The 26,958-nt window shown below is 69.1% G+C and carries 32 protein-coding genes and 1 tRNA gene; 13 read left to right on the forward strand and 20 right to left on the reverse strand.

What is annotated here, in order from left to right; all coding sequences use genetic code 11:
* The 3 genes from VF542_RS17525 to VF542_RS17535 all read right to left on the reverse strand — a co-directional run.
* A partial coding sequence (locus tag VF542_RS17525; protein ID WP_408652984.1) for a GDSL-type esterase/lipase family protein occupies positions 1-545 on the reverse strand: 545 nt, incomplete at its 3' end.
* Between the two features lie 108 nt (positions 546-653).
* Positions 654-2,111, reverse strand: coding sequence for an SDR family NAD(P)-dependent oxidoreductase (locus VF542_RS17530; RefSeq protein WP_408652985.1), 1,458 nt, complete (start codon positions 2,109-2,111; stop codon positions 654-656).
* 127 nt (positions 2,112-2,238) lie between these two features.
* The gene (locus tag VF542_RS17535; protein ID WP_408652986.1) at positions 2,239-2,985 is read right to left on the reverse strand and encodes a class II glutamine amidotransferase; all 747 of its coding nucleotides are present in this window, start codon (positions 2,983-2,985) and stop codon (positions 2,239-2,241) included.
* A 175-nt stretch (positions 2,986-3,160) separates the two neighbouring features.
* On the opposite strand from VF542_RS17535, the gene VF542_RS17540 reads away from it, so the two are divergent.
* The 4 genes from VF542_RS17540 to VF542_RS17555 all read left to right on the forward strand — a co-directional run bounded on the left by VF542_RS17540 (position 3,161) and on the right by VF542_RS17555 (position 5,142).
* Positions 3,161-3,715: a phosphatase PAP2 family protein gene (locus VF542_RS17540; RefSeq protein WP_408652987.1), complete on the forward strand. Its 555-nt coding sequence runs from the start codon at positions 3,161-3,163 to the stop codon at positions 3,713-3,715.
* Between the two features lie 82 nt (positions 3,716-3,797).
* Complete coding sequence (gene moaC / locus VF542_RS17545; protein ID WP_408653014.1) at positions 3,798-4,232, forward strand: cyclic pyranopterin monophosphate synthase MoaC; 435 nt, start codon at positions 3,798-3,800, stop codon at positions 4,230-4,232.
* The gene (locus VF542_RS17550; RefSeq protein ID WP_408652988.1) at positions 4,229-4,726 is read left to right on the forward strand and encodes a MogA/MoaB family molybdenum cofactor biosynthesis protein; all 498 of its coding nucleotides are present in this window, start codon (positions 4,229-4,231) and stop codon (positions 4,724-4,726) included. Before moaC ends, VF542_RS17550 begins: the two co-directional genes overlap by 4 nt.
* Positions 4,723-5,142: a molybdenum cofactor biosynthesis protein MoaE gene (locus VF542_RS17555; protein WP_408652989.1), complete on the forward strand. Its 420-nt coding sequence runs from the start codon at positions 4,723-4,725 to the stop codon at positions 5,140-5,142. Before VF542_RS17550 ends, VF542_RS17555 begins: the two co-directional genes overlap by 4 nt.
* A 35-nt stretch (positions 5,143-5,177) precedes the next feature.
* Here VF542_RS17555 and VF542_RS17560 read toward each other — a convergent pair whose 3' ends face one another.
* The 6 genes from VF542_RS17560 to VF542_RS17585 all read right to left on the reverse strand — a co-directional run bounded on the left by VF542_RS17560 (position 5,178) and on the right by VF542_RS17585 (position 8,620).
* Positions 5,178-5,420, reverse strand: a complete 243-nt coding sequence (locus tag VF542_RS17560) for a MoaD/ThiS family protein (protein WP_408652990.1) — start codon at positions 5,418-5,420, stop codon at positions 5,178-5,180.
* Positions 5,420-5,908, reverse strand: coding sequence for an antitoxin (locus VF542_RS17565; protein WP_408652991.1), 489 nt, complete (start codon positions 5,906-5,908; stop codon positions 5,420-5,422). Before VF542_RS17565 ends, VF542_RS17560 begins: the two co-directional genes overlap by 1 nt.
* A 389-nt stretch (positions 5,909-6,297) precedes the next feature.
* Positions 6,298-6,738, reverse strand: a complete 441-nt coding sequence (gene mscL / locus VF542_RS17570) for a large conductance mechanosensitive channel protein MscL (RefSeq protein WP_408653015.1) — start codon at positions 6,736-6,738, stop codon at positions 6,298-6,300.
* Between the two features lie 57 nt (positions 6,739-6,795).
* A complete protein-coding gene (locus VF542_RS17575) occupies positions 6,796-7,467 on the reverse strand; it encodes an SAF domain-containing protein (RefSeq protein WP_408652992.1) in 672 nt (223 codons plus the stop codon).
* 115 nt (positions 7,468-7,582) lie between these two features.
* On the reverse strand, positions 7,583-7,954 hold the full coding sequence (locus tag VF542_RS17580) for an FmdB family zinc ribbon protein (protein WP_408652993.1): 372 nt from the start codon (positions 7,952-7,954) through the stop codon (positions 7,583-7,585).
* 114 nt (positions 7,955-8,068) lie between these two features.
* Positions 8,069-8,620, reverse strand: a complete 552-nt coding sequence (locus VF542_RS17585) for a 5-formyltetrahydrofolate cyclo-ligase (RefSeq protein WP_408652994.1) — start codon at positions 8,618-8,620, stop codon at positions 8,069-8,071.
* Between the two features lie 17 nt (positions 8,621-8,637).
* On the opposite strand from VF542_RS17585, the gene VF542_RS17590 reads away from it, so the two are divergent.
* From VF542_RS17590 to VF542_RS17610, 5 genes are all read left to right on the forward strand, one after another.
* Complete coding sequence (locus tag VF542_RS17590) at positions 8,638-9,555, forward strand: UTP--glucose-1-phosphate uridylyltransferase (protein WP_408652995.1); 918 nt, start codon at positions 8,638-8,640, stop codon at positions 9,553-9,555.
* A gap of 68 nt (positions 9,556-9,623) precedes the next feature.
* A complete protein-coding gene (glp, locus tag VF542_RS17595) occupies positions 9,624-11,012 on the forward strand; it encodes a gephyrin-like molybdotransferase Glp (protein WP_408652996.1) in 1,389 nt (462 codons plus the stop codon).
* Between the two features lies 1 nt (position 11,013).
* Positions 11,014-11,637: a GNAT family N-acetyltransferase gene (locus VF542_RS17600; RefSeq protein ID WP_408652997.1), complete on the forward strand. Its 624-nt coding sequence runs from the start codon at positions 11,014-11,016 to the stop codon at positions 11,635-11,637.
* A gap of 205 nt (positions 11,638-11,842) precedes the next feature.
* Positions 11,843-12,580, forward strand: coding sequence for a hypothetical protein (locus VF542_RS17605; protein ID WP_408652998.1), 738 nt, complete (start codon positions 11,843-11,845; stop codon positions 12,578-12,580).
* Positions 12,581-12,731: 151 nt separating this feature from the next.
* A tRNA-Ala gene (locus VF542_RS17610) sits at positions 12,732-12,808 on the forward strand.
* 61 nt (positions 12,809-12,869) lie between these two features.
* Here VF542_RS17610 and VF542_RS17615 read toward each other — a convergent pair.
* Positions 12,870-13,112 (reverse strand): ribbon-helix-helix protein, CopG family, encoded by a 243-nt coding sequence (locus VF542_RS17615; RefSeq protein WP_408652999.1) that lies wholly within the window; start codon positions 13,110-13,112, stop codon positions 12,870-12,872.
* A gap of 420 nt (positions 13,113-13,532) precedes the next feature.
* Between VF542_RS17615 and VF542_RS17620 the strand changes: the two genes are divergently transcribed.
* Together VF542_RS17620 and VF542_RS17625 are read left to right on the forward strand one after the other, a co-directional pair.
* Positions 13,533-15,056, forward strand: a complete 1,524-nt coding sequence (locus VF542_RS17620) for a glycosyltransferase family 2 protein (RefSeq protein ID WP_408653000.1) — start codon at positions 13,533-13,535, stop codon at positions 15,054-15,056.
* Positions 15,057-15,803: 747 nt separating this feature from the next.
* Complete coding sequence (locus VF542_RS17625) at positions 15,804-16,568, forward strand: hypothetical protein (protein WP_408653001.1); 765 nt, start codon at positions 15,804-15,806, stop codon at positions 16,566-16,568.
* Between the two features lie 113 nt (positions 16,569-16,681).
* Here VF542_RS17625 and VF542_RS17630 read toward each other — a convergent pair whose 3' ends face one another.
* Genes VF542_RS17630 through VF542_RS17640 form a run of 3 tightly spaced genes read right to left on the reverse strand, consistent with a single transcriptional unit; the run spans position 16,682 to position 19,768 of the window.
* Positions 16,682-16,822: a hypothetical protein gene (locus VF542_RS17630; protein ID WP_408653002.1), complete on the reverse strand. Its 141-nt coding sequence runs from the start codon at positions 16,820-16,822 to the stop codon at positions 16,682-16,684.
* Positions 16,823-16,842: 20 nt separating this feature from the next.
* Positions 16,843-18,021, reverse strand: a complete 1,179-nt coding sequence (locus tag VF542_RS17635) for a glycosyltransferase family 4 protein (protein ID WP_408653003.1) — start codon at positions 18,019-18,021, stop codon at positions 16,843-16,845.
* A 1-nt stretch (position 18,022) separates the two neighbouring features.
* Positions 18,023-19,768, reverse strand: a complete 1,746-nt coding sequence (locus VF542_RS17640) for an MFS transporter (protein ID WP_408653004.1) — start codon at positions 19,766-19,768, stop codon at positions 18,023-18,025.
* 127 nt (positions 19,769-19,895) lie between these two features.
* Between VF542_RS17640 and VF542_RS17645 the strand changes: the two genes are divergently transcribed.
* Positions 19,896-20,633: an alpha/beta fold hydrolase gene (locus tag VF542_RS17645; protein ID WP_408653005.1), complete on the forward strand. Its 738-nt coding sequence runs from the start codon at positions 19,896-19,898 to the stop codon at positions 20,631-20,633.
* A 34-nt stretch (positions 20,634-20,667) separates the two neighbouring features.
* Positions 20,668-21,531 (forward strand): SCO6745 family protein, encoded by an 864-nt coding sequence (locus VF542_RS17650; protein WP_408653006.1) that lies wholly within the window; start codon positions 20,668-20,670, stop codon positions 21,529-21,531.
* A 40-nt stretch (positions 21,532-21,571) separates the two neighbouring features.
* On the opposite strand, the gene VF542_RS17655 is transcribed toward VF542_RS17650, so the two are convergent.
* The 7 genes from VF542_RS17655 to VF542_RS17685 all read right to left on the reverse strand — a co-directional run.
* Positions 21,572-21,763, reverse strand: coding sequence for an ANTAR domain-containing protein (locus VF542_RS17655; RefSeq protein ID WP_408653007.1), 192 nt, complete (start codon positions 21,761-21,763; stop codon positions 21,572-21,574).
* 173 nt (positions 21,764-21,936) lie between these two features.
* A complete protein-coding gene (locus tag VF542_RS17660; RefSeq protein ID WP_408653008.1) occupies positions 21,937-22,692 on the reverse strand; it encodes a GAF and ANTAR domain-containing protein in 756 nt (251 codons plus the stop codon).
* Between the two features lie 359 nt (positions 22,693-23,051).
* Entirely contained in the window at positions 23,052-24,002 is a 951-nt protein-coding gene (locus VF542_RS17665) for a quinone oxidoreductase family protein (protein ID WP_408653009.1), read from the reverse strand.
* Between the two features lie 82 nt (positions 24,003-24,084).
* Positions 24,085-25,206 carry an acyl-CoA dehydrogenase family protein gene (locus VF542_RS17670; RefSeq protein ID WP_408653010.1) on the reverse strand — a complete coding sequence of 374 codons (1,122 nt, stop codon included), beginning with the start codon at positions 25,204-25,206 and terminating at the stop codon, positions 24,085-24,087.
* Positions 25,203-25,976 carry a class II aldolase/adducin family protein gene (locus tag VF542_RS17675; RefSeq protein ID WP_408653011.1) on the reverse strand — a complete coding sequence of 258 codons (774 nt, stop codon included), beginning with the start codon at positions 25,974-25,976 and terminating at the stop codon, positions 25,203-25,205. Before VF542_RS17675 ends, VF542_RS17670 begins: the two co-directional genes overlap by 4 nt.
* Positions 25,973-26,683, reverse strand: coding sequence for a dihydrodipicolinate reductase C-terminal domain-containing protein (locus VF542_RS17680; protein WP_408653012.1), 711 nt, complete (start codon positions 26,681-26,683; stop codon positions 25,973-25,975). Before VF542_RS17680 ends, VF542_RS17675 begins: the two co-directional genes overlap by 4 nt.
* Positions 26,680-26,958 (reverse strand): hypothetical protein (locus VF542_RS17685; protein ID WP_408653013.1); only part of this gene is annotated, 279 nt, incomplete at its 5' end. The genes VF542_RS17680 and VF542_RS17685, both read right to left, overlap by 4 nt.

Here is a 26,958-nt window from a genome sequence, read left to right on the forward strand (position 1 = left end):
GTGTGCAGCACCGACCACAGCTGGTAGACGTTCGGGATCGAGCTGAGGAACACGTGCGCGTTCGGGTCGGCGGCGAAGAAGTCGGTGAGCGCGGTCTGGAACTGGCTCTCGAACGTCGCGGTGGGCGTCATGGTGGCCCGGCTCGAGGTGCACACGTCATTGGCGCCCATCATCACCGTCAGGTACTGCACGCCCTGGCCGGCGGCGGTCGTGACCTGGGCGTCGAGTGCCGTCATCTTCGCGCCGGTCTTCGCGTCGTTGTAGACGTGGCCGCTGATCTGCGGGTTCGCCGCCAGCAGCCGCTGGTAGTGGCTGTTCACCGTGCTGGTGCCGGTCGACCACGAGTACTGCGGACAGTCGGCGAGGAAGCAGCCGCTGGAGGTCGCGTCGTACCCCCGGGTGATCGAATCGCCGGTGGACGCCATCGAGTTCGGCAGCGCGACGCTGGTCACCGCCGCGGGCGTGGCGGCCATGGCTGCCGGAGCCGCCAGCCCGGCGAGGGCCAGCAGCGGCGCGAGCAGCAGTAACGAAAGATGGCGGAACATAGGGGAAGCCTCCAGGGCGGGAAATCATGAGACAGGCAGTTATGGGACAAGAACGGCCAAAGCCTCTTCGATCCTGACCGACACCTTCTCCGCCGTCAATCCGACCGCTTACCAGGCCGCCGGCGCGTAGTCCTTCAGGAAGACCCCGTACAGGTCCTCGCCCAGCTCGCCGCGCACGATCGGGTCATAGACCCGAGCGGCGCCGTCCACCAGGTCCAGCGGCGCGTGGAAGCCTTCGTCCGCGAGCCGCATCTTGGTCGGGTGCGGCCGCTCGTCGGTGATCCAGCCGGTGTCCACGCTGGTCATCAGGATGCCGTCGCTGAGCATCTCCTTCGCAGAGGTCCGGGTCAGCATGTTCAGCGCGGCCTTGGCCATGTTGGTGTGCGGATGGCCGGGGCCCTTGTAGCCACGGGCGAAGACGCCCTCCATGGCCGAGACGTTCACCACGTACTTGCGCCGGGCGGCCGCCGCCGCCATCGCCGGGCGCAGCCGGCTGACCAGCAGGAACGGGGCGGTCATGTTGCACAGCTGCACCTCGAGCAGCTCCAGCGGGTCCACCTCCTCCACCCGCTGGGTCCAGCTGTTCACCGAATGCAGGTCCGGTACCAGGCCGCCGGCGTCGATCGCGGTGCGGGCGGCGATCCGGTCAGCGGATGCCGAACCCGCCACCAGCGCCAGCGAGGACAACTGCCCGCCCATCAGATGGGCCACCGGGTGCTCGGCGAGCGAGCCGGCCAGCGCCGCCGGGTGCGCGTCGCTGGCGTGGTCGAAGCTGATCAGCTCTGGCAGCGGCCCGGCCGGCAGCGGTGCCGATTCGGCCTCGGCCAGCGGGGCGTACGCGCCGGGGGAGCGCCGGACGGTCTGCGCGGCGTTGTTGATCAGGATGTCCAGCGGCCCCTGCTCGATCACCGAGTCGGCCAGTGCGATCACCTGGGCCGGGTCGCGCAGGTCGATGCCGACGATGCGCAGCCGGTGCAACCAGTCGGCGCTGTCTGCCATCGCGGTGAACCGGCGCACCGCGTCGTTGGGGAACCGGGTGGTGATGGTGGTGTGCGCGCCGTCGCGCAGCAGCCGCAGCGCGATGTACATGCCGATCTTGGCCCGGCCGCCGGTCAGCAGCGCCCGCCGGCCCGACAGGTCGGTGCGGGCCTCGCGCCGGGCCCGGTTCAGCGCCGCGCACGGCGGGCACAGCTGGTGGTAGAAGGCATCGATCTGCTGGTACTTGGTCTTGCAGATGTAGCAGGCCCGCGGGGTGATCAGGGTTCCCGCCGAGGCGCCGGCCACGGCGGACACCAGCGCGATGCCCTGGGTCTCGTCGTCGATGCGGTTCGGCGATCCGGTGGCGGTGGCGCCGATCACGGCCCGGTCGGCGGTGGCGATGGCGTCGCGCTTCTCCGCGCGGCGGTGCTTCTTGACCGACTTGAACATCTGCGCGGTGGCCCGCCGGACCGCGATGTGGTCGGGATGGTCCTGCGGCACCGTGTGCAGCTCGTCCAGCACTGCCAGGCAGATCGCCAGCCGGTCCTTGTCGATTCGCGCGCCGTACGGGTGCTCGATCGCCGTCATCTTCCTGCCGCTCCGCCTCTGCTTGGCTCAGATCAGGCTCACATCGGCCCGGGCCAGTTTACGACGGCGCTCTGGTCGGCAACCGTGCACTTCATCGTGGGACTGGCCGACGGCCGGTTCGCCATCTTCAGCGCAGCGAATGCACCGACGTCCGCAGGTCGTGCCGGCGAACCTCCAGGATCTCGCCGTTGCGCAGCGGAGCCCACGGTGCCGGCTGGGGCCAGCCGGAGGAGGCGACCGCGACGTGGTCCGGCGTCACCCGGTAGCGCAGCTCGTACAGCTCGAGCTCCTCGCCGCGGGCAAGGATCACCTTCTCGTCGTAGCGCGCCGAGGCGTAGAGCGCGTCGCGGGTCAGCAGCAGGCAGTTGAGCGACACCACCTCGGCGGCGTCGATGATCAGCTCGGCCGCCTCGTGCAAGGCCTGCACCACCCCGTCGCCGCCCAGGCCCGCCAGCACCAGGTTGAAGTAGCGCTCGCTGTCCGTTGCGCCGACGCTGGGCCGGCCGCCCCTCTCCCGGACCAGCTCGTCCAGCGCGCTGAGCGGTGTGAGATAGCCGTTGTGGGCGAACGCGACGTCGCCGGCGTGGAACGGGTGGGTGTTGTCCATCACGTTGGCCATGTTCTTCGACGCCTTGCGGAGGTGCAGCAGCGCCGCGTCGGTCCGGGCGGCCTCGGCCGCGGCCCGGAACCGCCGGCTGCCCTGAGCCGGTTCGGGATACTTGGCGGTGACCAGGTCGTCCTCGGCGTTCCAGTACGCCATTCCCCAGCCGTCGCAGTGCGTCTGGGACAGCCCGGCGAACCGGTCCAGGTCAGCGCCCAGTTGCTCGGCCAGGTTGCCCGGGGCAGCCGATACGACGCCGAGTAACCGGCACATCAGCGTTCTCCTTTCGCTAGCAGGCTATACCGGCTTGCGAGGTGCCGGCTGCCGGTGCTTCACCGAGACCGCTGCGGGCGGCCGGACTGGACGTACCCGCTCGTGGAACACTGTTCCTCGTGCTTGCCGCGGCGCTGGTCCCCAACTGCCCGATCGTGGCGCACCGACCCGGCGCGTGAAGCTGGACCGGGCCACGGCCGCCCACCTCAACCGTGCTCTTGCCGGCCGCCGCCGCCAGCTCCGGTTCTGGCGGGCCGTCAGCGCGGTTGGCGGCCCCACCAGCTGGCGGTTGCTGACCGGGGTCATCGCGCTGGTGCTGTTCTGGCAACGGCGTCGCAGGACGGCGGCGCTGGTCGGGGTCACCATGGCCGGTGCCGCCATGCTGTCCGGTGGTACCAAGGCCTTGGTCGGACGTCCCCGGCCGGTGGTCGAGGTGGTCCTCGATCGAGCTCCCGGCAAGTCCTTTCCCAGTGGGCACGCCCTGACCTCATTCGTCGCCGTCGGCCGGCTGGTGCTGCTGTTGTGGCCGGCCTGCTCGGCACGGCAACGCGCGCTGCTGCTGCTCTCGGCGACGCTGCTGGTTACGGCGATCGGCTTCAGCCGGCTGGCACTCGGCGTCCACTTCCTGACTGACGTGCTCGGCGGCTGGCTGATCGGTGGGCTGTGGCTGATCGGCAGCCAGCGGCTGATGGAACGGTGGGGTATCCGGGCGACCCGGTCGAGGCGATGAGCATGGCAAGCCGCAGGTTCGCCTGCGTGGTTAGGCTGGCAGCGTGGAGCTGACCCATGTCGACGCCAGTGGCGCCGCCCGGATGGTGGACGTCTCGGCCAAGCAGGTGACCGTGCGGGAAGCGCGCGCGTCGGGGGTGTTCCGGACCACGGCCGAGGTGATCGGCCTGCTGCGCGCCGACGACCTGCCCAAGGGCGACGCGCTGGCGGTGGCTCGGATCGCCGGGATAGCGGCAGCCAAGCGGACGCCGGAGCTGATCCCGCTGTGCCATCCGGTGGCGATCCACGGCGTGACGGTGGATCTCGACCTGGGGGCGGACAGCGTCACGATCACCGCGACGGTACGCACCGCTGATCGCACCGGAGTCGAGATGGAAGCGCTGACGTCGGTCGCCACCGCGGGTTTGGCCTTGTACGACATGGTGAAAGCGGTTGACCGGTCCGCGGTGCTCACCGACATCAGGCTGGAGCACAAGGCCGGTGGCCGGCGCGGGGACTGGGATCGGAGCTCGTCATGACGGCCATCGGAGCCGCGGTGATCACCTGCTCGAACCGGTCCGCCGCGGGAGAACGTCCGGACGACTCCGGCCGGTTGCTGGCCGAGGCGCTGGGGGACTGGGGCTACGACGTGCTGGCCAAGCTGGTGGTGGCCGATGACGTTGCGTTGATCCAGAAGGCGTTGCGGCAGGTGCTGGCCGACGGCGCCCGGCTGGTGCTGACCACGGGCGGAACCGGCCTCAGCCCGACCGATGTCACGCCGGAGGCGGTCGCCCCGATGATCGAACGCGAGATTCCCGGCATCGCGGAGCGGATCCGGTCGGCCAACGCCGACGCCGTGCCGACCGCGGTGCTGTCGCGCGGGGTGGCGGGGCTGATTGGCGACGCGCTGGTGGTGACGCTGCCGGGTTCACCCGGCGGTGTCCGGGACGGGTTGGCGGTGCTGCAGCCGCTGGTGGGCCACCTGCTGGATCAGGTGGCCGGTGGCGACCATCGTCCGGGAGGCGGGGTATGAAGGTCCGGATTGCCGAGATCAGTGAGGTGCCGCTGGACGTGGCCGCGCATTCGGCTGCCACCCGGGACGCCGCGGCCGGCGCCGACGTGAGCTTCTGCGGGGTGGTCCGCGATCACGACGGCGGCCGGGAGGTCATCGAGCTGGAGTACACCTCGCATCCCAGTGCCACGGGCATCCTGCGCCAGGTCGCGGAGGAGATCGCCGCGGACCCGGCGGTGCTCGCGGTGGCGGTCAGTCACCGGATCGGGGTGCTGCGGATCGGCGACGTGGCCCTGGTCGCCTCCGTGACGGCGGCGCATCGCAAGCAGGCCTTCGACAGCTGCCAGCGGCTGGTGGACGAGGTCAAGGCCCGGCTGCCGATCTGGAAGCGGCAGGTTTTCGCCGACGGCACCGACGAGTGGGTCAACTGCCCCTGACCGCAAGCTGTAAAGCAGCTAGCGCACCGAGGTGGCTAGCCGCCGGCGAACGGGGGCAGGATGTCCACCACCGCGCCCGCGGGCAGCCGCATGTCGTCGCGGCTGGGCTGGACCTCGTCCACCAGGACCGAGCAGGCCGCAACCACCTCAGCCAGCCCGGGGCGCGCCCGCAGCTCGGTCAGCAGTTCGGCAAGCGTGCCGGCGGACAGCACTTCTGATGCCAGGCCAGCCGCCCGGCGGGCTCCAGCCCAATACCGGACGGTGACCTGGGACTGCATCAGATCCGCGGATTGTCCTCGCGGCCGTCCGTGGTGGTGGTCGGCGAGTTCAGGCCGGGCTCCCCTTCGAAGGTGGGGACCGGAGCCGGTGGCGGCACGACGACCGGTTCGGACGGGATCACCACCGGCGAGGGTGGCTGGATGACCACGGCGTCCGGATCGCCGAAGTCGGCTACCGGCGTGACGGGCGGCGCGACGGTGCCGGTGCCCGCGCCGGCAGCCTTGTCACCGACCTTCTGCGCGGTCTGCTGGACCACGCCCTGAACCTTGTCGATATGCCCTGTGTAGCGGCCCTTGGTGGCCTTGTCCAGGCTGCCGGCAGCCTTCTCGACGCCCTGCGACACAGCCGGCGCGGCCTTGCTCGCCAGCTCGGTGGCCTTTCCCTTGGCCTGTTCGGCCATCGGGCCGGCCTTCTCCTTGGCCTGCTGCGCCATGGGGCCAGCCTTGACCTTCGCCTGGTCCGCCATCTTCTTCAACTTGTCCAACATGGATGTGGCCTCCTCGTGATGTTCAGAACAGAACGGGCACACTGAAGGGGTGGCCGAGTCGAAGCACCGTCAGCAACCCCCCGAGCCCTGTGACAGCGAAACGCTTGAGGTTCCATCATTGCCTCCGCGAGGGGGCCACCGCCAGCCGGGTGGGGAATTGCTGCCCCAACGGTCCACCGATGAGCAGGATATCGGCTGGGGTGATGGCGCCGGCGAGTACGGCGACGACTGGTACCTGGCCGAGCGCCCGCCGCACCACGGGTGAAGGGGCCGCCGCGCCACGCGGGAGCGGCCGCCGCGCTACGGGTGACCGGCCGCTCAGCCACAGGTGAGAGTTCCCGCCGCACCACGGGTAGGAGTCCGCCGTGGCGGGCGGTGGAGCTGGCTGCTCAGCGTGCGGGATGCTGTGGCGTCGGTCCCGCGGTGCCCCCCGGCGGCCGCGCCCCGAGCGCGTCCCGGATCTCGCGCAGCAGCAGGGTGGCTTCCGGGACCGCCTCCGGCTCGGGGGTCTGTCCGGTGGCTCGAAGCTGCTGGATCTTGGTCATCGGCACCACGATGAGGAAGTACACGACAGCCGCGGTCAGCACGAACACGATGATCGAGGTGATGATCGTGGCGAAGTTGATGGTGGTCTTGGACGCCAGCGCACCGCCCCTGATGGTGTAGCTGAGCCCGTTCACCGAGACACCGGGCAGTGCGTTGAGGATCGGCTGGATGATCGAGGACACCAGCGTGTCCACCACCTTGGCGAAGGCGGTGCCGATGACGACAGCAATCGCCAGGTCGACGATGTTGCCCCGCATCACGAAGTCCCGGAACCCTTTGAACATGCTCATCCCTCCAGTGCGAGACCCTCGACCGCTGCCGGTGAGCGCACCGTGCGGCCCTCATGACGGAGGCACCAGGCTAGCGAGAAACTGCCCTGCCGGGCGGTCGGCCAGCCGGGCCGCCGTCCCCCGGTCGGCGGCGATGACCAGGCCGGTCCCGGCGCCGCCGAGTGCTCCGTCCCCGGCAGTTGGCAGAACGGCAAGGACCCGGACGTTGGTGCCCAACCGGCGACTGGCGGTGCCGGCGGGCAGCGGCTGGCCGTCGACGAGAGCGGTATCAGCGCTGGCCGCGTAGAGGTCGACCAGGGCGCCGGCCTGCAGGATGGCGGCCTGGTGGCCACCGGCCAGGCTGATCGTCAGGGCCACCTGGCCGGGATCCAGGGCGGCCGAGATGCCGGTGTCCAGCAATCGGGCCGCGGTGACCGGCTCGCCGCGGGTCATGGCTGCGCCCACGGTGTGGCCCAGGGCGTCGGCGAGCCGGAGAACGGCGGCAGCGGGCACGAGCGCCTCCGGCCAGCGCGCGGCTGCCAGGTCTGCTGCCCTCAGCACGGTTCCCGGCCGCAACGGCTTGGCCGTCACCACGACCGACGCGGTGTGCCCCGCGGCCGCGGGGGCGTGCGAGGTGAGCGCTGACACCAGCGCCAGCACCAGGCAGAGCAGTGCTGCCACCCGGCGAGGCCAGCCGGCGAGAATGGAAAGGTGCCGGGCGAACCGGGACGGGGCGAGGACCATGGCCTGAGCCTGGACCGGCGAGCGCGCCTAGGACACCTGCCCGGTCATTCTGTGGACAAGCCCGCCGTCATCCACAGCCACGGGAACGGCCTGGACGCCGAGCGGAAGGGTGTGCTCAGCTGGCGACAGTGGCGGCCGGCTTCGACGACTCGGCCTTTCCAGAGGAGGTGCCCGAACCGGCGGAATCGGCGGACTTCGTCGCCGTACCGGCATCGCTCTTGGCTGCCTCGCTGCCCTTGCCGGCGTCCGCGTCCTTGCCGTTGGCCTTGGCGCCGTCGGACGTGCCGTTGGCGCCGGCCTTACCGTTCCGGCTGTCGTTGCGGTAGAAGCCGGAGCCCTTGAACACCACGCCCACCGAGCCGTAGACCTTGCGCACCCGCTCGTTGCAGTCAGGGCATTCGCTGATCGCCGGGTCGGTGAAGGCCTGGACCCGCTCGAAGCGCAGGCCGCACTGATCGCTGGTACAGGCGTATTGGTACGTCGGCATCGGTGTCGGTGCTCCATCCTGCGGCGGTCTGTAATTAGCACTCTCGTACTGTGACTGCCAACAATGGTGCTGCATGGACTGTTCCCCCGTCCACTCGGGTCCTGCGGCGACCGCCTAGCAGCGGCCAAGATCACGCCAACCATCGGGCGTCACCACCGCGGTGACCGGCATATCCCAGCTCTCGACCGGAACGTCGGGCACGAGCTCGTCGCGGTAGAGCAGGGCGGCGACCGGGGTGCCCGGCGGCACCCTGGCGAGCGCCCGGTCATAGGAGCCGCCGCCGCGCCCCAGCCGGTGGCCGGCGGGGTCGACCGCGAACGCCGGCACCAGCACGAGCGCCGCGGTGGCGACCGAGTCGACTCCCTGTCGCTGCCCGGAGCCGCGGGCCGGATCCCATGCGGCCCAGTCCAGGTCCCGGTCCGGCAGCGTGATCGGCACGATGAGCCGGTATCCGTCGGCGGCGAGCTCGGCCAGCAGCTCGGTGGAGCCGGGTTCGGTGCGCAACGGCTCGTACGCCGCGATCAGGCTGCCCGGCTGGACCCGTCCGGTCCGGCAGGCTGCCAGCACGTGCGCCCGGATGGCGGCCCGGTCCCGATCGCGTTCCTGTTCGGTCCGCGCCGCGCGGGCCGCCGCGACGCTCGTGCGCAGCGCGGTCTTGTCGGTCACCTGACTAGTCTCGCTGTATGAGCTCCGCTGAGCAGGCCCAACCCGCCACCTCGACCGTGCGCGCCCGCAAGGCGGTCATTCCGGCGGCCGGCCTCGGCACCAGATTCGTGCCGGCCACCAAGGTGGTGCCCAAGGAACTGCTGCCGGTGGTGGACGTGCCGGCGCTGGAGTACATCGTCGCCGAGGCCGCCGCGCAGGGCCTGGCCGACGTCCTGGTCATCACCGGCCGGGGGAAGTCGGCCATCGAGGACCACTTCGACGCCGCCCCGCAGCTCGAGGACGCTCTGGAACGCAAGGGTGACAAGCACCGGCTGGCCCGCATCCGCCGGTCCACCGAGCTGGCCAGGATGCATTACACCCGCCAGCCCGAGGCACGCGGCCTGGGCGATGCGGTCTCGTACGCCGAGGCGTTCGTGGGCAACGAGCCGTTCGCGGTGCTGCTGGGCGACGACATCATCGACGAGCGGGACGTGCTGCTGGCCCGGATGCTGGACGTCCAGGCCGAGAAGGGCGGCATCGTCGTCGGGCTGATCGAGGTCTCCGGCGCCGCGATCTCGCTGTACGGCAGCATCAAACCCGCCGGTGAGGTGATCGACGGCGTGATCGCCGTGGAAACCCTGATCGAGAAGCCGAAGCCGGAAGAGGCGCTGTCCAACCTGGCGGTCATCGGCCGCTACGTTCTGCCGCCGGAGATCTTCGACGCCCTGCGCCGCACCGAATTGGGTGCGCGTGGCGAGCTGGAACTGACCGATGCGATGCGGACGCTGGGGCAGGATGGGGTGCCGGTACACGGAGTCGTGTTCTCCGGACGCCGTTATGACACCGGTGACCGGCAGGACTACCTGCGCGCGGTGGTGCGGCTGGCGTGTGAACACCCGGAGCTTGGCGCGGACTTCTCCGGTTGGCTGAGAGAATTCGTCCGCACCCTGGAGTAGCTGTTGGCACCCTGGATGGCAACCACCCCGGTCCCGCACCGCCGCCCGAGCCGTAGGAGCGCACCCCAGTGAGCGAGAGCAGCAGCGACTGGCCGACCGAGACCATTCCGGTGGTGCCGGCGGCGGATGCTGACGACACCGGTCGTGAGGAATCCGGTCGTGATGAGTCGGGTCGTCAGGATTCCGGTCGTGATGAGTCCGGGCGGTCCGGGAGCAGTGGCCGGCCCAGCCCGCGCCCGGTCGCCCAGCACCTTGCGAAGGTGCTGGCGAACATCGGTTCGATCGATCCGATCCAGCTCGCGCTGCTGGATGCCCAGGGGCTGCTGCTGGCCGAGGAGATAGTGGCTGACGCACCGCTGCCCGGCTTCGACAACGCCGCGATGGACGGCTACGCGGTGCGGGCGGTGGACCTGCGGCAGGCCAGCGAGGCCCAGCCGGTCTCGCTGCCGGTGGTGGGCGACGTGCTGGCCGGTGCCCGGTCGGTCTCGGGAATGGGGCCGGGGCTGTGCATGCGGATCATGACCGGCGCCCCGATCCCGCCCGGTGCCGATGCCGTCATCCCGCTCGAGCACACCGACCGGGGAGTCGCCCGGGTGCAGATCCACCGCCCGGTGCGCAGCGGCGAATGCGTCCGGCGGGCCGGTGAGGACCTGGCTGCGGGCGCGCTGGCGCTGGCGCCGGGGGCGATCCTGGGCCCGCAGCAGATCGCGCTGCTCGCCGCGGTCGGGCATGACCGGGTGATGGTGCAGCCGCGCCCCCGGGTGGTGGTGATCTCAACCGGCTCCGAACTCGTCGACGTGGGCAAGCAGGCCGGTTTCGGCGAGGTCTCGGACTGCAACTCCTACATGCTCGCCGCGGCGGCCCGGGATGCCGGGGCCGACGCCTACCGGGTCGGCATCATCCCCGATGACCATGCCCGGCTGCTCGATGTGCTGGATTCCCAGCTGCTGCGCGCCGACATGATCATCACCACGGGCGGGGTGAGCATGGGTGCCTTCGACATCGTCAAGGAGGCGCTCAGCCAGCTCGGCACGGTGGAGTTCACCACCGTTGCCATGCAGCCGGGTTCTCCGCAGGGCTTCGGCACGCTGGGCCGGGAACGGACGCCGATCTTCTGCCTGCCCGGCAATCCGGTGTCGTCCCTGGTGTCCTTCGAGGTGTTCGTCCGGCCGGCGATCCGCAAGTTGCTGGGCAAGCGGAACGTGCACCGGCAGACCATCCAGGCGATGGCGCTGGAGCGGATGGACAGCCCGGAGGGCAAGCGGCAATACCGCCGGGGCCTGCTGCACCGGGAGCCCGACGGCCGGTATTCGGTCTCGCTGGTCGGCGGTAACGGGTCGCACCTGATCGCCGCCCTGGCAGCCTCGAACTGCCTGGTCGTCATCGATGAGGACGTGACCGAGGTGGTTCCAGGTTCACGGGTGACGGTTCACCCGCTGATGCTCGCCCAGCGCTGAGATGTCGCAGCTGCATCCGGGCTGGCCGGCGGTGCTGGCGGCTGGTCCGGTGACGCTGCGGCCGCTGCGCCGCCGTGACGCCGGAGCCTGGAGTCGCAGCAGGCTGGCCAATGTCGACTGGCTCGCCCGGTGGGAACCGACGTCCAGCCAGTCCTGGGAGAGCCGCAATTCGGTCGGTGAGTACCACCGGACGCTGTCCCGGCTGCGGTCGGCGGCCCGGCTCGGGACCATGCTGCCGTTCGGCATCGTCTACGGCGAACGGCTGGTCGGCCAGCTGAACGTCTCCAACGTGGTGCGGGGAGCGCTTCGCTCCTGCAGCGTCGGGTACTGGATCGACTCCGCGGTGGCCGGCCGGGGCATCACGCCGACCGCGCTGGCCCTGGCCATCGACCACTGCCTGACCGAGGCCCGGCTGCACCGGGTCGAGGTGAACATCAGGCCGGAGAACCACGCCAGCCTCCGGGTGGTGGAGAAGCTTCGCCTTCGCCAGGAGGGTTACCACGAACGCTTCCTCGACATCGACGGCGGCTGGCGCGATCACCTGTCCTATGCCATCACCACCGAGGAGATCCTGGACGGCACGACCCTGTCCCGGCTGGGCGGCCTTCCGGTGCCGCCCGGCTGAACGCCCGCGCGGCTGAGTGCCGAGCGGTTCCGCGCTCAGCCGGGGTGCCGGATGCCGGCTGAGCTGCGCGATTCCGCGGAGGAGTACGCGCTGGCCGAACCATAAAGCGGCACTTGACATTGACACCCGGCGCGCCTGCGGACCTGGGGCGAAGCCGCGTCTTAGCGTTGCCTGCAGGGCTGTGGCAGCTGTGACAGGGGGTGCGATGATTTCGCCGACGATGACGGTGCTGGTGCTGGCCGTCCTCTGGCTGATCGTCGTGATTCCGATGCTCGTCAAGCACAAGGACGATCGGGCGGGCGAGCGGTCGGTCGCCCGGTTCGGCGGCGCCATGCGAGCGCTGTCCAGCCGCGTTCCGCTCGCCGCCCAGACCCGGCCGGCGGCAGCTGAGGAGCGGGTCCGTCGTCGACCGGCCAACCACGCTCAAGTGTTCATCCCCGGCGACCCGTCGCGGCCGCAGGTTCCACCCGCGGGCCGCCGGCCGGTGCCCGCCGCCATGGAGGCAGTTATGTACCCCGAGCAGATCGCCAAGGCCGACATGTCCGACGCTCGCCGTCAGATGATGGCTCGCCGTCGGCGGTCGCTGAGCATCCTCGCGGCCGGAACGATCATCGGCCTGCTGTTGGGGCTGACTGTGGGGGGCGCACTGGCGTGGACCGTCGGGCTGCTGTTCCTCGCCTCGCTGGCCAGCTACCTGCTGTTCCTGCGCAACCAGGCGCTGCACGACCGGTCCCGGCGGCAGAACCGCCAGCAGCGCTCCGGGCTCGCCAAGCCCCGTGGTTACGACGCGACCGAGCAGCTGCCGTACCGTGCCGAGGCTGAGACCGTCGTCCGGATCGACGATGAGGACGTGGAGCTGCGGGGGATCGCCGACACGGTCGACCTCACCGGCCTCTACGTCGAGGAGCAGTTCGACGAGCGGTCCATGCGCCGGGCAGTGTGACGGCGCCCTCGGGATCGCGCCGGGCAGTGTGACGGCGCCGTCGGGATCGCGCCGGGCAGTGTGACGGCGCCGTCCTGGCGGTCTGGCTGCGCTCTGCCTGACCACCCTGGCGTTGGCTGACCCGTGGGCTGGTAATCTTCGGGACTGGTTGGGGGCTGTGGCGCAGTCCGGTAGCGCACCTCGTTCGCATCGAGGGGGCCAGGGGTTCGAATCCCCTCAGCTCCACCAAACAAGCCCGGATTCTCGGGAGCAACGTATCTCCGGCTAGGCGCCCGTAGGGCTCGACCCCTCATTTGACCCTCGAACTGGCCTGCTGGGTATCGACCGGACGCTCGCCCACGAACTTGTGCGCACCGATCGGTGGCCCAACTGGAACCACTCTTGCCAGGCTGCGGCGTAGTTCTGCTCGAGATCGGGGCGGCGCAGCATGCGGATGGCGTGAATGCACGGCAGCTGAGCGCGACTTGAAGCCCTGCCTGCGCGCGTACTCATCAAGGGCGGCTACGTCCTCGTCAGGCAAGCTCACACTCACTTACATTCCTTGATATTGATCCTATTAAGGTAGAAAATGCTTCACTCGATGGAGCACTGTGCGGGGCTTCCGGAGTACGCGGTGATCTCCGGGGCGAGTGTTCGCAGCCACGCCTCGGCCGAAGCCCCCCGCTACGTCGGCGCGCTCATTACCGAGCCACGCCGCCTACCATGCGGCTCTTCGCGGCACGCCGTTGATTGATCCACTCTTGCGAAATTCGATCAACGGTGAGGGAGTGGCCAGGTTTCGGCCGGACGATGGTGTCGGCGGAGCTCTCGTCGGGCCTATAGTGAAGTCGAGTCCCGTTACCACCGTGAAGTCGCAGCTTCGCGCCAGTAGTACATCCCTTAAACGCGGAAAGCTGCCTCTGAGAATATGCTCGTAGCCGCGTGGCCGGTGGTCGGTTCAACCTTGTTCCTGATGATCACGTTCATCGGGGTTCGGATGTTCTCGTATTGGAGGAGCTTCCTCTTCGTGTCCGGCCGCTACCGGATTCGCGAGGACGTGTCCACTGAAGACCTCTGGCATCTGGCCATTCCCTTCGTCAAAATCCAGATCACGACGCGAGGATCACCGGGAAGCAGCGAGGTCATCATGCGGGGGATCCGTAACGTGATGCTCGCTGCCGATGACGACCCGGTCTTCTATCGATCCTTCCTGTCGGTCGAGGTCGTTACCGAATCATTCGAACAGGTCCGCGCCCTTCAAGATCGGTTCTCCCGTAGCCCGGTCCCTGTCCATGCTCTGGTCGTCCCGGCGGCATACCAGACGCAGCACGGGACGCAGATGAAGGCGAGGGGACTGCACTACGCCGTCGAACGTCGCCGTGCCGGCTGGAACGCACGGCCCGGGCGGACGTTCATCGTGCATTACGACGAGGAGAGCGTGCTGGTGCCGGCGGAGCTGCGCAGGCTGGTCTCCCATCTCGCTGCGACCGACAAGAAGATCCTTGAAGGCCCGATCTATTACCCGCTCGAATATCTCAATGCGAGCCCGCTGTGTCGCTCGATGGAGGCCAACCGGCCCGTTGGTTGCTTCGAGTGCCGCCACGTCATGGAGAAGGGCCTACCGCTTCATCTGCACGGATCGAACCTGGTGGTTGACGAGGCATTCGAGAACGACATCGGGTGGGACATCGGCTGCCTGGACGGCCAGCCGCTGATCTCGGAGGACTACGTCTTCGGAATGCGGGCATTCGCTCACGCAGGCCGCGCGATCTTCGGTTGGCACGGCGCCGTCCTTCTCGAGCAGCCGCCGTTCTCGGTTCGCAGCGCGTTTCGCCAGCGTCACCGCTGGATCTTCGGCGTCCTCCAGGGCATGGCGATGAGCCGTCGATCAACGGAATTCCAGGCCCTGCCCTGGAATGTGCGCCAGCGCCTTCTGTGGGGCACGCGTTACCGGGTCGCCACCTTCGCGCTCGGGGCCGCGGTCGGTGGGATTTCCATCCCACTCCTGCCCTATCTCGTGGTCAGGAGCGCGCTCGCGCTCCATGACGGAGCGACGTTGCCGCTGCCGTGGGAGGCGAATCTCTGGCTTGCCGCCGTCGGGGCGATGTGGCTCGGCGCCGCCCTCATCGGCGCCTGGTGCAACGCCGTGTACGCGGGCATGCGCCTCTGGCACCGAGTAACGGAGATCGCTCGGGTCATCCTCGTTGCACCGGTTGCGGGGGTTATCGAGAGTTCGGCGGCCGCCTGGGCGGTCACGGAATGGGTGCTCGGTCGCCGCCAAGCGGTGTGGCAGCCCACACCCAAGACGAAGGAAGCCGACCACGCCGTCACGCGCGGACCAGCGGCACATGATCTCGGGCACCGCACGGACTGCTCCTGCACCGGGTGTGCTCGGGAAGAACTGATCAACCCAGGAGAGACGACCCTTCTCCGTCCCGTTGAGCCGCCGCCCGTTCGCCTGAACGGCGACCCAGGAGAGAGTCGACGCAACATGTGATCGAAAGTCTGATGCCCCAGCCCGCCTTGATTGACGCCCGTCGCCCGTCTCCCGCCCGGGCCGGCGGGCTGCTGACCGGCGCGATCGTGATGGTCGCCGGCTATTCCGGCCTTCCACTGACACTCGCGATCGATAGCGGTGTGGAGTCACTGCCAGTAGCGACGCTGGCTGCCACGCTCATACTCAGCTCAGCCGGCGTCGTCGTACTGCTCATCCTCCGCCGCACCTCCCGAGCCCTTCCGTCGGGCAGGTCGAAGGGCTTCCCGTCATACCACGGCAGGTACTCCGGCAATTCTGCGACGATGCGGGGGGCCGGGAAACCGGCGGTCACGGCGACTCCCAGGGCTGCGTAGCGCCAGCGCGTTACTCAGCTGGTCAGGCTGATATCTCGTGCGGAACCTGAGGACGTGGACGCGGCGCGCCGGCCATCGGTGGCGACTGGCGCGTGGCACTTCGCGCTGGATCGGACCGGACTCTGTGGCGTTGCCATCAAGGCCGCCTGGCTGACGATTGATGTCTCAACGGTTCGGCACGCCTGCCTTAAGCACGCATGCCTCAGGGTTGTGACCCACAACCACGATCGGACGCTTCCAGCGGCGGATGAAAGATGCCGCAGCCTCCGAGCCCTGCCTCGTTTTCTATGAGATGACCTGGCGCGCTTCATGGCATGGATGGTCAAATAATCACCAGAAGTTGAGTTGCAAAGACAGTGTGACGTCAGGTCCGAACTTCCTGGGGATGCAGACCATGGGTGGCGACATCACTCTACTAGCTGGGTGTTTTAGCATTAATGGGGAGATCGGCGACGTTTGCGGACGTATCTCGCATATCCAGAGCCCAACTGATCTGGTGACCTCGGGGCTCATAGGTCTTTTCGGACCGGGCCTCATTGTGTGTGGCTTTGCGTTATTCAACGTAGTCTCATCGTGGGTGGGTATAGCTCGCATATCGCTGCGCACCGGAAGATCGCTGGGTCGTTCGGTGATCACGGCATCGGCATCTGTTCGACTAATGAGTGCCAGGTTCTTCGCGATTGGACTCGCACTTTCTGCCTTCGTCCTCGCTATGCAACTTGCCTGGGTAGGGATGGGATACTACGTGGGTAACTCTATTTCCGTAATCTTCAACTCCAATGAACAAGATACCCTGCCGCACCTGGATCAGATACCCGGTATGTTGACGTGGGATGCTTTTTCCAAGGGGTTTATTCTGGCAAACGCCGTAGGCTTGGCGTTCGCCTACTCTCGTCGCCCCCGAAACGATTATGAGGGAATATCGGCAACTTTAGCTCTACCGGGGTACTTCTATGGATTCTGTGGGCTGGTTGGCGGTGCTTTGAATTTGGTAATGCTGGCCCTAGGCTCGCCAGTTGAGGGTGTCGACGCTACCGCCATCACATACATGTTCACCTTAGGTGTCGCAGGTGTCTTCTATGTTCTCGCTACTACCGCGACCTTCCGGGCGTGTGCGTGGATGAAACGATTCTGGAGATACCAGATGCTGGCGGCGTAGAGGTGCTATACGAGTTCGCGTCGTAAAAGGTGGCCAAGCGAGCTGGCTGTCTTGTGAATGAACGAGGCGCTACTGGTGAGCGGCAGTGACGACCGTGGGAACGGACGCGGTTCTCAGCGCCCGCCGTACAGCACGACTGCGGAGTCGGAGGTGCCGACCGAGGGACGCTGGCTGTGGCCGTTGGCGGAGACGATGCCGACAGCCGTGGCACCGGCGAGCAGGAGGACGACGACGGCGGTGAGCAGAGAAGACATGACAGGAGCTCCGTTCGAGATCAGAGGGCGGCCGCGGCCACGGTGGCCGGCTGCGGTGCGGCAAGCTGGAGGAGCCCGGCGATCCCGGCGATGTTGCCTCTGGTGGGGTCGGTGACATCGATGAGGACACGGGCAAAAGTAGCGGCGGTGGCGTCCCAGGTGAATTCCGAGGCGTAGGCCCGGGCTTGGCGACCGAGAACGGCGCACCGCTCGCGGTCGGCGAGCAGGTCGGCCAGAGCGGCGATGTAGGCGTCCTCATCACCGTCGACCAGCACTCCGGTCCGACCGTCGAGGATCGACTCGGCCAGCCCGCCCGCCCTGCTGAATGCGACGGACGGTGTGCCGTGCGAGGCGGCCTCCACCACCGACAGTCCCCAGCCTTCCTTGACGCTGGGCAGCGCGCCTACCCAGGCCCGGGCGAGCAGATCGGCTTTGGCCTGCTCGTCGACGAACCCGTGGAAGCTCACGATGTCCTCGACGCCGAGCCTGCGAGCCAGCGCGGCGAGCTCGTCGGCCCACCAGCCCCGGCCGACGACGTCGACCTCGAGGTCCGGGAAGCGGTCGCGCAGTGCCGCCGCCGCGCGGATCACCATCTCGACCCGCTTGTGCGGGACCAGCCGGCCCAGCACTACGACGCGCGGCGTGGCGGAGCGGGCCGCCTCTGAGGGCACCGGCTCCGGCGTGCCGTTGTAGGCGACGGTCACCCGGGCGGGGTCGATCCCCTGCCCGGCCAGCTCGGCCCGGGTGCACTCGCTTACCGTCAGGTAGCGCGATCGGCGATAGACCCGTGGCGCCACCCGTGACTCGAGCAGCCAGCCGAGCGAACCCAGCTTGCCGAAGACGATCGGCCACTGCTCACGGTGCACGTGGTGCAGCAACACCACGACCGGCTTGCGGGTCACCAGCCGCGACAGCCAGGGCAGACCGTTCTGCACGTCGACCACGACGTCGGGGCGGACCTGCCCGGACAACAGTGCCCATGCCGCACGCCCGTAGACACCGAACCTGCCGCCGGCTCGCAGGTAGCGCACACCGTCGCGGGTCTCGTCCGCCGAGCGGCCGGCGACCTCCGCACACAGGATGGTGACCGTGTGGCCATCGGCGGCGAGGATCCGCGCGACGGTCTCGACGCTGTGCTCACTGCCGCCGGCCTCCGGATGCCGCAGGTCGCGCCAGTTGCAGATAACGACTGCGGTCACGCTAGGTCCCCGCTTGGGGCTGGGGGCCGACGGCGGCTTGGGCCGGCACGGCGCGCTCCGGCAGGTGGAGCGGAGCCGGCCCACCCGGGTGGGCGCTGCGGTTGGCCAGCTCGAGAGCGTGTTCCACGGCGTGGGCATCGTCGGTGGCATGCGGGCGCCAAGGGCCCTTCAGCAGCACCGAGAGCGGGCAGAGAGCGAGGGCCCCGACGGTGCAGATCCAGAACCAGGTCTGCCACTGCCCCGGGCCGTCCGCCTGCGCCTTGAGGACGGCGGGCGCCTTCGCGGCGAGCAGGGCGAGATTCCGCTGTGCGGTCTTGTCACCGGCCAGCGTGGTGAGCGTCGGCGCCCCGACGGTCTCGATCACGCTCTTCTGCACCGCCGGGTCGTCCGGCGACGCGGCAAGGTCGCTGAACTCCTTGGGGTGTGCCCGCGCCTCAGCCAGCAGCAGCTGCAGGGGCTTGCTCTTGTCGAAGTAGGCCTGCGCCTGGCGCACGGAAGGACCGTTGTCGATGAGGGGCGTGGCGGCCGAGACGATCAACGGGATCGTGATGACAGCGCTGGCGACCGTCACGCGCAGGATCCATCCCCAGATGGCCAGGCCGGTGGCCGACAGGGCGGGGTTGCGATGCTCGACGGTCTCGGTGAAGGCAGCCATCCACGGCACCCACGCAGCACCCAGCCAGGCGCCGGTGAGCACCAGCAGGATCGCGATGGAGAAGAAGGTCGGGGAGCCGGAGTCGGCCTTCGACAGGAACGCGATGTCGACCGCGACGCTGCCCAGGGCACCGGCGAGAATGAACGGCTTGCGGATTCGCAGCTTGTCCGACAGCACGCCGAAAACGAGCATGGACACTGCCGTCGTGGCCCACATCCAGTTCAACAGGGCGTTCGACTGGCTGGCGGAGAAGTTGAGGTTGGTCTGGAAGTACACCGGAAGGACGCCGACGGCGGTGTAGTACATGAGCAGGAACAGGCTGATACCGACTGCCGGGCCGACGATGTCGAGCCGGAACATCTGCCGGTACGGGCGGCGGGTGGCCTCCTCGTGCGACAGCCCGCGGCTGCTCAGCGCCGCTCCGGTCTGGGCATCGAGTGCGCCCACGATCCGGTCGCGATCGGCGCCGTTGAGCTCGCGCAGGCACAGCAGGGCCAGCACGCAGACGGCCAGGCCGGCCCAGCCCGCAATCTTGAACTGGAACTGCCAGTCCGGGTGGCTGTCGAGCGTGTGGCTGGCGACCTCGGTGCCCAGAAGGCTGCCCAGCACCGGTCCCATCGTCCAGAAGGCCATGGCCTGGGCGCGACCGACCTGGGGGCTGAAGTCACGCACCAACGCGGGCGTGACCACCAGGATGACGCCCTCGAAAATCCCGGCAGCGCCAAAGGCGATCCCGTACTGGACGCCGGTCGTCACGTTGGGCAACCACAGCAGCGTCACCAGGGAGACGCCGAACAGGCCGACGATCGCCATGTTGCCGCGGCCCACCTTGTCGGCGATGCCGGACGCCAGCGAGCCGATGGCTCCGATAGCGTTCGCCACCGCCGTGAGGACGGCGAAGTACAAGAAGGAAACGTGGAAGCTGGCGAGAATCTGCGAGGTGACCGGCCCGCCGATGAAGTTCTCGTAATACACGACGACGGTCGCGGTGAAGACAATCCCGAGGTACCAGATGCGCCTGGCACCGGTCGGGTACTCCGGCAACTCGCGCTGCCACAGGCGGCGCAACGGCGATGCTGTAGCAGCAGTCATGCTCTCTCCCTTCCTCCCTCTCTCCTCGTGGGAGGGTGGACGACATCAACCGCGCCCACAAGGTCCTGGATTGCGCATTTCAGAGACCGCGGCATCGGCGGCGTCGAGGCGCTGACAGAATCCCGGTATGGACGGTGACCTTCGGGTGCTCAGCGGCGGGGACGGCGAGCCGTTGCTGCTTCTGCTGCACGGACTCGGCGCGACCGGCGACGTGTGGGCCGGGTGGCAACCGATGCTGGCGGACCGGTGGCCGGGCCGGTGGCTGGCCCCTGATCTGCCCGGTCACGGTGGCTCGGCACCGCTGCCGGAGTACACGTTCGACGGTCTGGCCGCGGCGCTGGGCCCCCTCGTGGAACCCGGTGGCCGGACCGTCGTGCTGGGGCATTCCCTGGGCGGGGTGGTCGGCCTCGCGCTGGCCGCCGCCGGGACGCCGGTGGCTGCGGTCGCCGGGCTGGGGATCAAGGTCGCCTGGACCGATGAGGAGCTCGACAAGGCACAGGCGCTGGCCCGGCGGCCGGTGACGTGGTTCGCCTCGCGCGACGAGGCGGCCGAGCGGCACCTGCGAGTGTCCGGGCTGGCGGGCCTGCTGGCCGCCGACGACCCGGCGGTGGCGGCCGGGCTGGTGCAGGAGGACGGCCGGTGGCGCCTCGCGCTGGACCCGCGGGCCTTCGGGGTCGGAGCGCCGGACATGGCCGGCCTGGTGGCGCGCTCTGCGGCGGCGGTCACCCTGGCGCGCGGCGAGCTCGACCCGATGAACAGCGACTCCCAGCTCGGGCAGTGGGGCGTGCCGGTCGTGACCCTGCCCGGTCTCGGCCACAACGCGCATGTGGAAAGTCCCGAGCGGTGTCTGACGCTGCTGGCGTAGCGGAACGGGCGGGCGCTGCGCTTGGATCGGCGCTATGTCCACAAAGTTCATGTCCACCGAGTCCGTCCGACACCTGTGGCACCTCTACGAGCCACTGCACGCGGTCACCTATTTCGGGACCCAGGCCCGGGCTGCCTTCGAGAGCGCCGGACTGCGCGGCTTCTGGCGGGGCTATTTCGCCGGGCGAGCCGCTCCGCTCGGCGCGGTGGCGGCCGCACCGGTCACCGCGGCGTTCTTCTCCTTCTCTCCGGCCATGGTGGCCCGTGCCGTGCCCGACGTGTGGCAGCGGGCGTTACCGGAACAGGCTCTCGCCGCTCGCCTCGACGGCGCGGTGGCCGTGCTGCGGGCGGTCCTGCCCGACGAGCCGGGACGGTGGGCGGCGACCGCCGACCTGTTGGAGACGGCGGTCCGGGCAGCGGTGACCGACGGCCGGGTGCTCGGCGCGGCCAATGCCGCCCTGCCCCGCCCCACCGACCCGCTCGCCCGGCTGTGGCAGGCCGCCACGGTGCTGCGCGAGCACCGGGGCGACGGGCACGTCGTCGCGCTGGTCGACGCCGAGTTGGACGGCTGTCAGGCGCTGGTGCTGCGCGACGCGCTGTACGGCGGCCGCGAACAACTGCAACCCAACCGTGGCTGGACCGACAGCGAGTGGGACGCGGCGGCCCGGGCCCTGGTGCGACGCGGCTGGCTGGCCGACGACGGCCGGCCCACCGCCGGGGGACAGGCCGCGCACCGGGCCGTGGAGAGCCGCACCGACCGACTGGCCGCCCAGCCCTGGAGCGCGCTCGGCCCGGCCGAGCAGAGCCGGCTGGCGCAGCTGCTGGCGCCGCTGGCTGAGGCCGCCGCTGGGGTTGTTCCTTATCCCAACCCGATCGGCCTGCCCCGGCCGGCGCGCTGAGGATGCCTCAGCTAGGTCGTCCGCAGCAGCACCAAGAGGCCTAGCGGTGGTTCGCGCGTTCCGGCGGGGTCGGCAGTTCGCCGCTGAAGGCGACCTCGGCGGCGATCTGGCGCAGCTTGCGGTGCTGGTGCTGCGAGGTGACCCGCAGCAAATCGAAGGCTGCCTGCTCGGTCACCCCGTACTGGAACATCAGGATGCCGATGGCTACCCCGATCTCGCGGTTGCTCCGCAAACCGATCGCACTCGCCTCGCCCTGCCGAGCCTGAGCAGAGGCCCACTTCGACACCCTCAGTGAGTGGCTCAATCGAGGTTGCAAGATAGCGCCTCGGCGTGTTCATACCCCCGGAAGGTCTCAAGCCAACGGGGCCTCAGTGCCCGCCACCTCGCGGTGGCACCTGCGACGAGTCAGGTTCCCGCCAACTCTCCGGTGGCGGTCAACTCCTCGGCGATGTCGCGCAGCTTGCGATTGGTGTCTTGGCTGGCTCGCACGAGCAGCCGGAACGCCATGTCTCCGGTGATTCTGAACCGCTCCATCAAAATGCCCTGTGCTTGGCCGATCACCTCGCGAGTGCTGACCGCTGCACGCATGTCTTGGTGCTGCTGTTCACTGGACATCGCTACCGCCGCGTGCGCGGCGAACAGCAACCCGATGTGCTCAGAGGTGTCATCGAAGGCGTTGGACTCTCGGCTGACCAGATTCAACGCGCCGAGATCGCCCCCCTCAACGAATAGCTGCACCGATAGCATGCTGCCCACGCCCAGCTCCCGGGCCCGGCCGGTGAACTTCGGCCACCGCTGCTCAGCGTTCAGGTCTGACAGCCGGACGGTGTCCTGCTCGTAGAGCGTGTCCAGACAGGGGCCCTGCCCGCTGTCGTACTGCGCGTGATCGACTGCGCGCGGCAACTCACCGGTTGCCGCCAGCGTTCTCACCTCACGCCGACGCAGGACCTTCGAGATGCTGGCATCCTCAGCACCCGGCACCGTGCCGACCGCGGCGACGACGATCTGCCGCAACGTTTCATCCATACCCTCTTCGGCCTCCAACGACCGAGCCAGCTCACCCAGCCGCCGCGCCAGATCGTCATCGCCCGTGGCACTGCCAGTGTCATCACCAGAGGGCTGGCCCCTGTCGCCCCTCTTCTCGCCATCTGTGGCACTCATGGCCTTAGCTCCTTCATCGTGGTGCGCGTCCACGCCCTGGCGCGAGAGTACGTCAGACCATGCGGCGGCACATTGGGCCGCTAGCGGTACCCGGCCATGACGTTTGGTGTCGTAATGCCTCCGGCACCGTCATGTCGACTCCGTTGTCGACCACATCGACGAACCCGAAAGTAGCGTTATCGAGATGCTTGGCTCGGGTGGTGCGACTCCCCGCCAATACGGATCGGTCGCATATCGTTGGTCCGTGATTCAAAGGGGGCATATGGCAGACGACGGCAAGGCGACCGTCAAGCACGCCGACGGATCGATCCTCGTGCTGCCCGCCGCGGCGGCGTAGGGACACTCAGTCACGGGCGCGCTCAGCCACGGGTGTCGAGCACCACCTTTCCGGTGACCTCGCGATTGGTGAGGGCAGCAAGGGCGCGGTCGGCGTCGGCCAGCGGCAGCACCCGATCGACCGGGATGCTCATCCGGCCGGTGGCCAGGTAGTCCAGCGCGGTGCCGATCGCGGCCCGGACCTTGTTCGGTTGCTCGGCCATCCCGCCGTAGCCGGAAAGCGTGAGGTTCTTGCGGCACAGCGACCGCATCGACAAGCACGCCCGCGAGCCGGCCGTGGAGCCATAGCCGATCAGCCTGCCGCCGGGGGACAGCGCCTCCACCAGGGCCGCCGTGTAGTCCCCGCCGAGGGGATCGAAGGCCACGGTGATGCCAAGGTCGGCGATCTGTCCGCGTAGCGCCGCGGCCGAGGCGGCGATGAGAGGGACGGCAGATGCCTGCCGTACAGCTTCGGCCTTGGCCTCGCTGCCCACCTGCCCCCACACGCTGGCGCCCCGGTTGGAGGCGAGGCTGGTGATCGCGGTACCCGTGCCGCCCGCCGCGCCGAGGACCAGTACCCGGTCCTCAGCGCTCACCTCACCCAGGTCACGGGTGACCCGGACGGCGGTGGCCCCCACCACGCCCGCGCACGCCGCCAACCGAAGATCGAGGCCATCCGGCACTGGTACCAGCGCATCGCGCGAGGCTGTCGCGTACTCGGCCCAGGTGCCATCCCGGTCGATTCCCAGCCCGCCGCCGTACACCACGTACCACTGGCCGTCCACCTCGCCGACACCCTCGACGCCCAGCGTGCGCGGCAGGCCCTTCGAGGAGAGCGCCGTGGCGGCACGGACATAGCCGTCCAGCGGGTTCACCCCGGCGTAGAGCAGGTGCACCGTCAGCTCGTCCGGGCCCGGCCGCTGCGGCGTCACCACCTCCACCGTGAGCGGCCCACCCGACTGAACGATCCGAACAGCCTTGAACCGGGTGCTCAACCGAGTTCCTCGGTGGCAGGCCGCAGCGGTGAGCGGACGCAGCCGAAACGCTGTGGCAGTCGCATGGGGATACCTTTCAGCCTCACAGATAGGAGGCGATGGTCTGGCGCTGGATCTGGTTCGTGCCCTGGATGATCTGCAACAGCTTCGCCTCGCGCATCCATCGCTCGACCGGATGATCGGTGCTGTAGCCGTACGCGCCCAGGACCTGGACGGCGTCGGTCGTGACTCGCATCGCCGTGTCCGTGGCGAACAGCTTGGCCTGCGATGCGAGCAGCGTCGCCTCGGTTGCGGCGTCGACCGCGCGGACGGCTGCCCGCGTCAGCGCCCGGGCGGCGGCGATCGACGTCGCCATGTCGGCCAGCAGGAACGACACCCCCTGGAACTGGATGACCGGCCGGCCGAACTGCACCCGCCGCTTGGCGTAACTGGCCGAATACCGCAGGGCCGCTTCGGAAAGGCCGATCGCGCAGGCAGCCAGTCCGAGCCTGCCGTGGTCGAACAGGTCGGCGGCGACCACCATGCCCCGGTTCTTGCGGCCGATCAGCCTGCGGCGGGGGACCCGGACCGCGTCGAAGACCACGTCGGCGGTGGGCAGCGATTGGACACCCATCTTCGATTCCGGCGGGCCAACGCTCACCCCGGCGGCCGCACGATCCACCAGCAGGCACGAAACGCCGCCCAGCCCGGTACCCCCGGTGCGGCAGAAGACGTTGAACAGGTCGGCGACCGGAGCGTGCCCGACCCACCGCTTGGTGCCGCTCAGCACGAAGTCGTCACCGTCCTCGACGGCGACCGTCTTCAGGTCGGACAGGTCCGAGCCGGCCTCGGGCTCGGAGATGCAGTTGCCGGCGATCAATCGCATCGAGGTCATGCCCGGCAGCAGCTCCGCACGCAAGTCGGCGGGGCCGAAACCGGCCAGCGGCCGGGCGGCGAGGACCTGGAGGTTCAAGGACTCGGCTACCGCGACCCAGCCCTCGGCGAGGATCTCCACGGCCCGGTAGTAGAACTCCGAGGACCCGTCGTGCTCGAACGCCCGGCGCAGGATGCCCAGATCGGCCAGGTCGCGAAGCAGCTGCTGAGGAAAGCGGTGTGCTCGTTCGAACTCGGCAGCAACGGGTACCAGGCGATCGCGCACGAACTCGCGGAGCCCCCCGCGCGCCAGTTCGGGTGCCGCCGGCGGTGCGGCGGAGGTGAGGGTCATCGCGGGCTGGTGCCCGCCGACGACCATTCGGTGACTTCGGGCCACCGGCGCCGCACTTGGCTGACGCAGTGGTCCCAGTAGGACCGCAGCGACAGGTCCGAGAAGTTGAACTCGCGCTTGGCGGCGATGTCGGCGTCGTCGGAGGAGTGGTAACCACCCGGGACGCGTTCGGCCAGCAATTGCAACATGGCCGCGCGCTCGAGCAGGTGCGCGAAGACGACCGCGTGCCGGACGGACCTGCCCACGGTGAGACCACCGTGGTTGCGCAGCAGTGCCGCGGGGGACGCGCCGAGCGCGCCGGCCACCGCCCGGGCCACCTCGAGTTCGATGATGGTGTTGCTGGTCAAGGTGAATCTCGGCGTGCGGTCCTGGAACATCGCCCCATCATGGGAGATCGCCCGGATCTCCAGATCGGTCGCTCCCAGCACCAAGGTATTCGGCGCGTGGCTGTGCACGATCGAGTTGACGTCGGGCCGTGCCGCGTAGATCGCTTGGTGCAGCACCACTTCCGGTGGCAGCAACGGATGCCGCTCAGCGTCCGGATCGACGCAGGCGCGCAGCACGTCCCCCGGTGAGCACTCGTCGAACCCGGTCACCGCGGCCTTGATGAAGAAGTCCTGCGAGCCGGGCATCCGGGCCGAGATCTGCCCCTGGTTGAAGTCGTCGTGCCCGCCCAGGGACAGCGATCGAGAGCCGATCGCGCACTGGGTGACCAGCCGGTGCTCGGCGGGCGACAGCGTCGGGCTCTGTCCGAGCAGCGTCACCGTCATGGTGCTAGACCTCCGAAGATCTCGTCGAAGACCTCGTCAGAGGTGACGAGGCCGGCGGGCAGCGCCTGTGCGCGTGCGGCCAACAGCAGGCCACCCTGCGCCGCGGCCGAAAGGTTGCTGACCTCGTGAGCGACGCACAGGGATTCACCCGCCAGATCCACCTGTACCCGGTGACCGCTCACCGCCGGGCCGTGCCGAAGGCTCACGATCTCGCTGACGGCAGCCGGGGCGTGCTCCTGCCAGGCCTGCGCCAGCCGCACCGCGCTGGCACTGGGCCGATCCCGCTTGGTCATCGGGTGCCGTTCGTATACCGCTGCGCTCGCCGTGAGATCGCACTGCTTGACCAGCGTCGCCAGCTGCCTGATCAGCCTGGTCTGCAGCCAGTGGCCAGGTGAGAGGTTCGTGGCCAGTACCACCGGCAGCCGCTCGGCAAGCCGGTCCAGCACCCGGCGGTGCTCCGGTGGCACGACCGATACGCAGTAGACCAACGGGGCCTGCCACCTGTCCACGAGTTGGACGGTGCGGTCGAACACCTCGGCCGAGCTGGCGTCGAACACCGCGCCGGGCACGGCTGATTCGGCCAGCCCAGCCCGGTCGAGTTCGGCCACCACCGGTATCCCGGCGCTGTCGCACGCGGCGCTCAGGGCGCTGCCCAGCCGACCGCGGCTGCCGATGATCCCGATGCGCATCGCCGCGGAGCCGATCACAGCGCCCGTTGGGTGCTGACGTACTCGGCGATCCCGCCGACCGACGTCATGAAGGCGATGTCGCCCTCGAGGTCGATGTAGACGCCCATCTCGATCTCGATCGCGTCGATGAGCTTGAGGTAGGACAACGAGGACAGCCCCTTCTCCGTCAGGTTGGTATCGGGCCGGGCCGCCACCTCCTCACTGATCGCGCCAGACGAAGCCCGGGTGACCAGTCGGGCAATCGTCTGCGTGAGGGTGCTGGGCATGGCGCTCCTTGTCACTGAAGGGGGATT

The organism is Jatrophihabitans sp. (assembly GCF_036389215.1).
In the GTDB taxonomy this organism is placed as follows: Bacteria; Actinomycetota; Actinomycetes; order Mycobacteriales; family Jatrophihabitantaceae; genus Jatrophihabitans_A.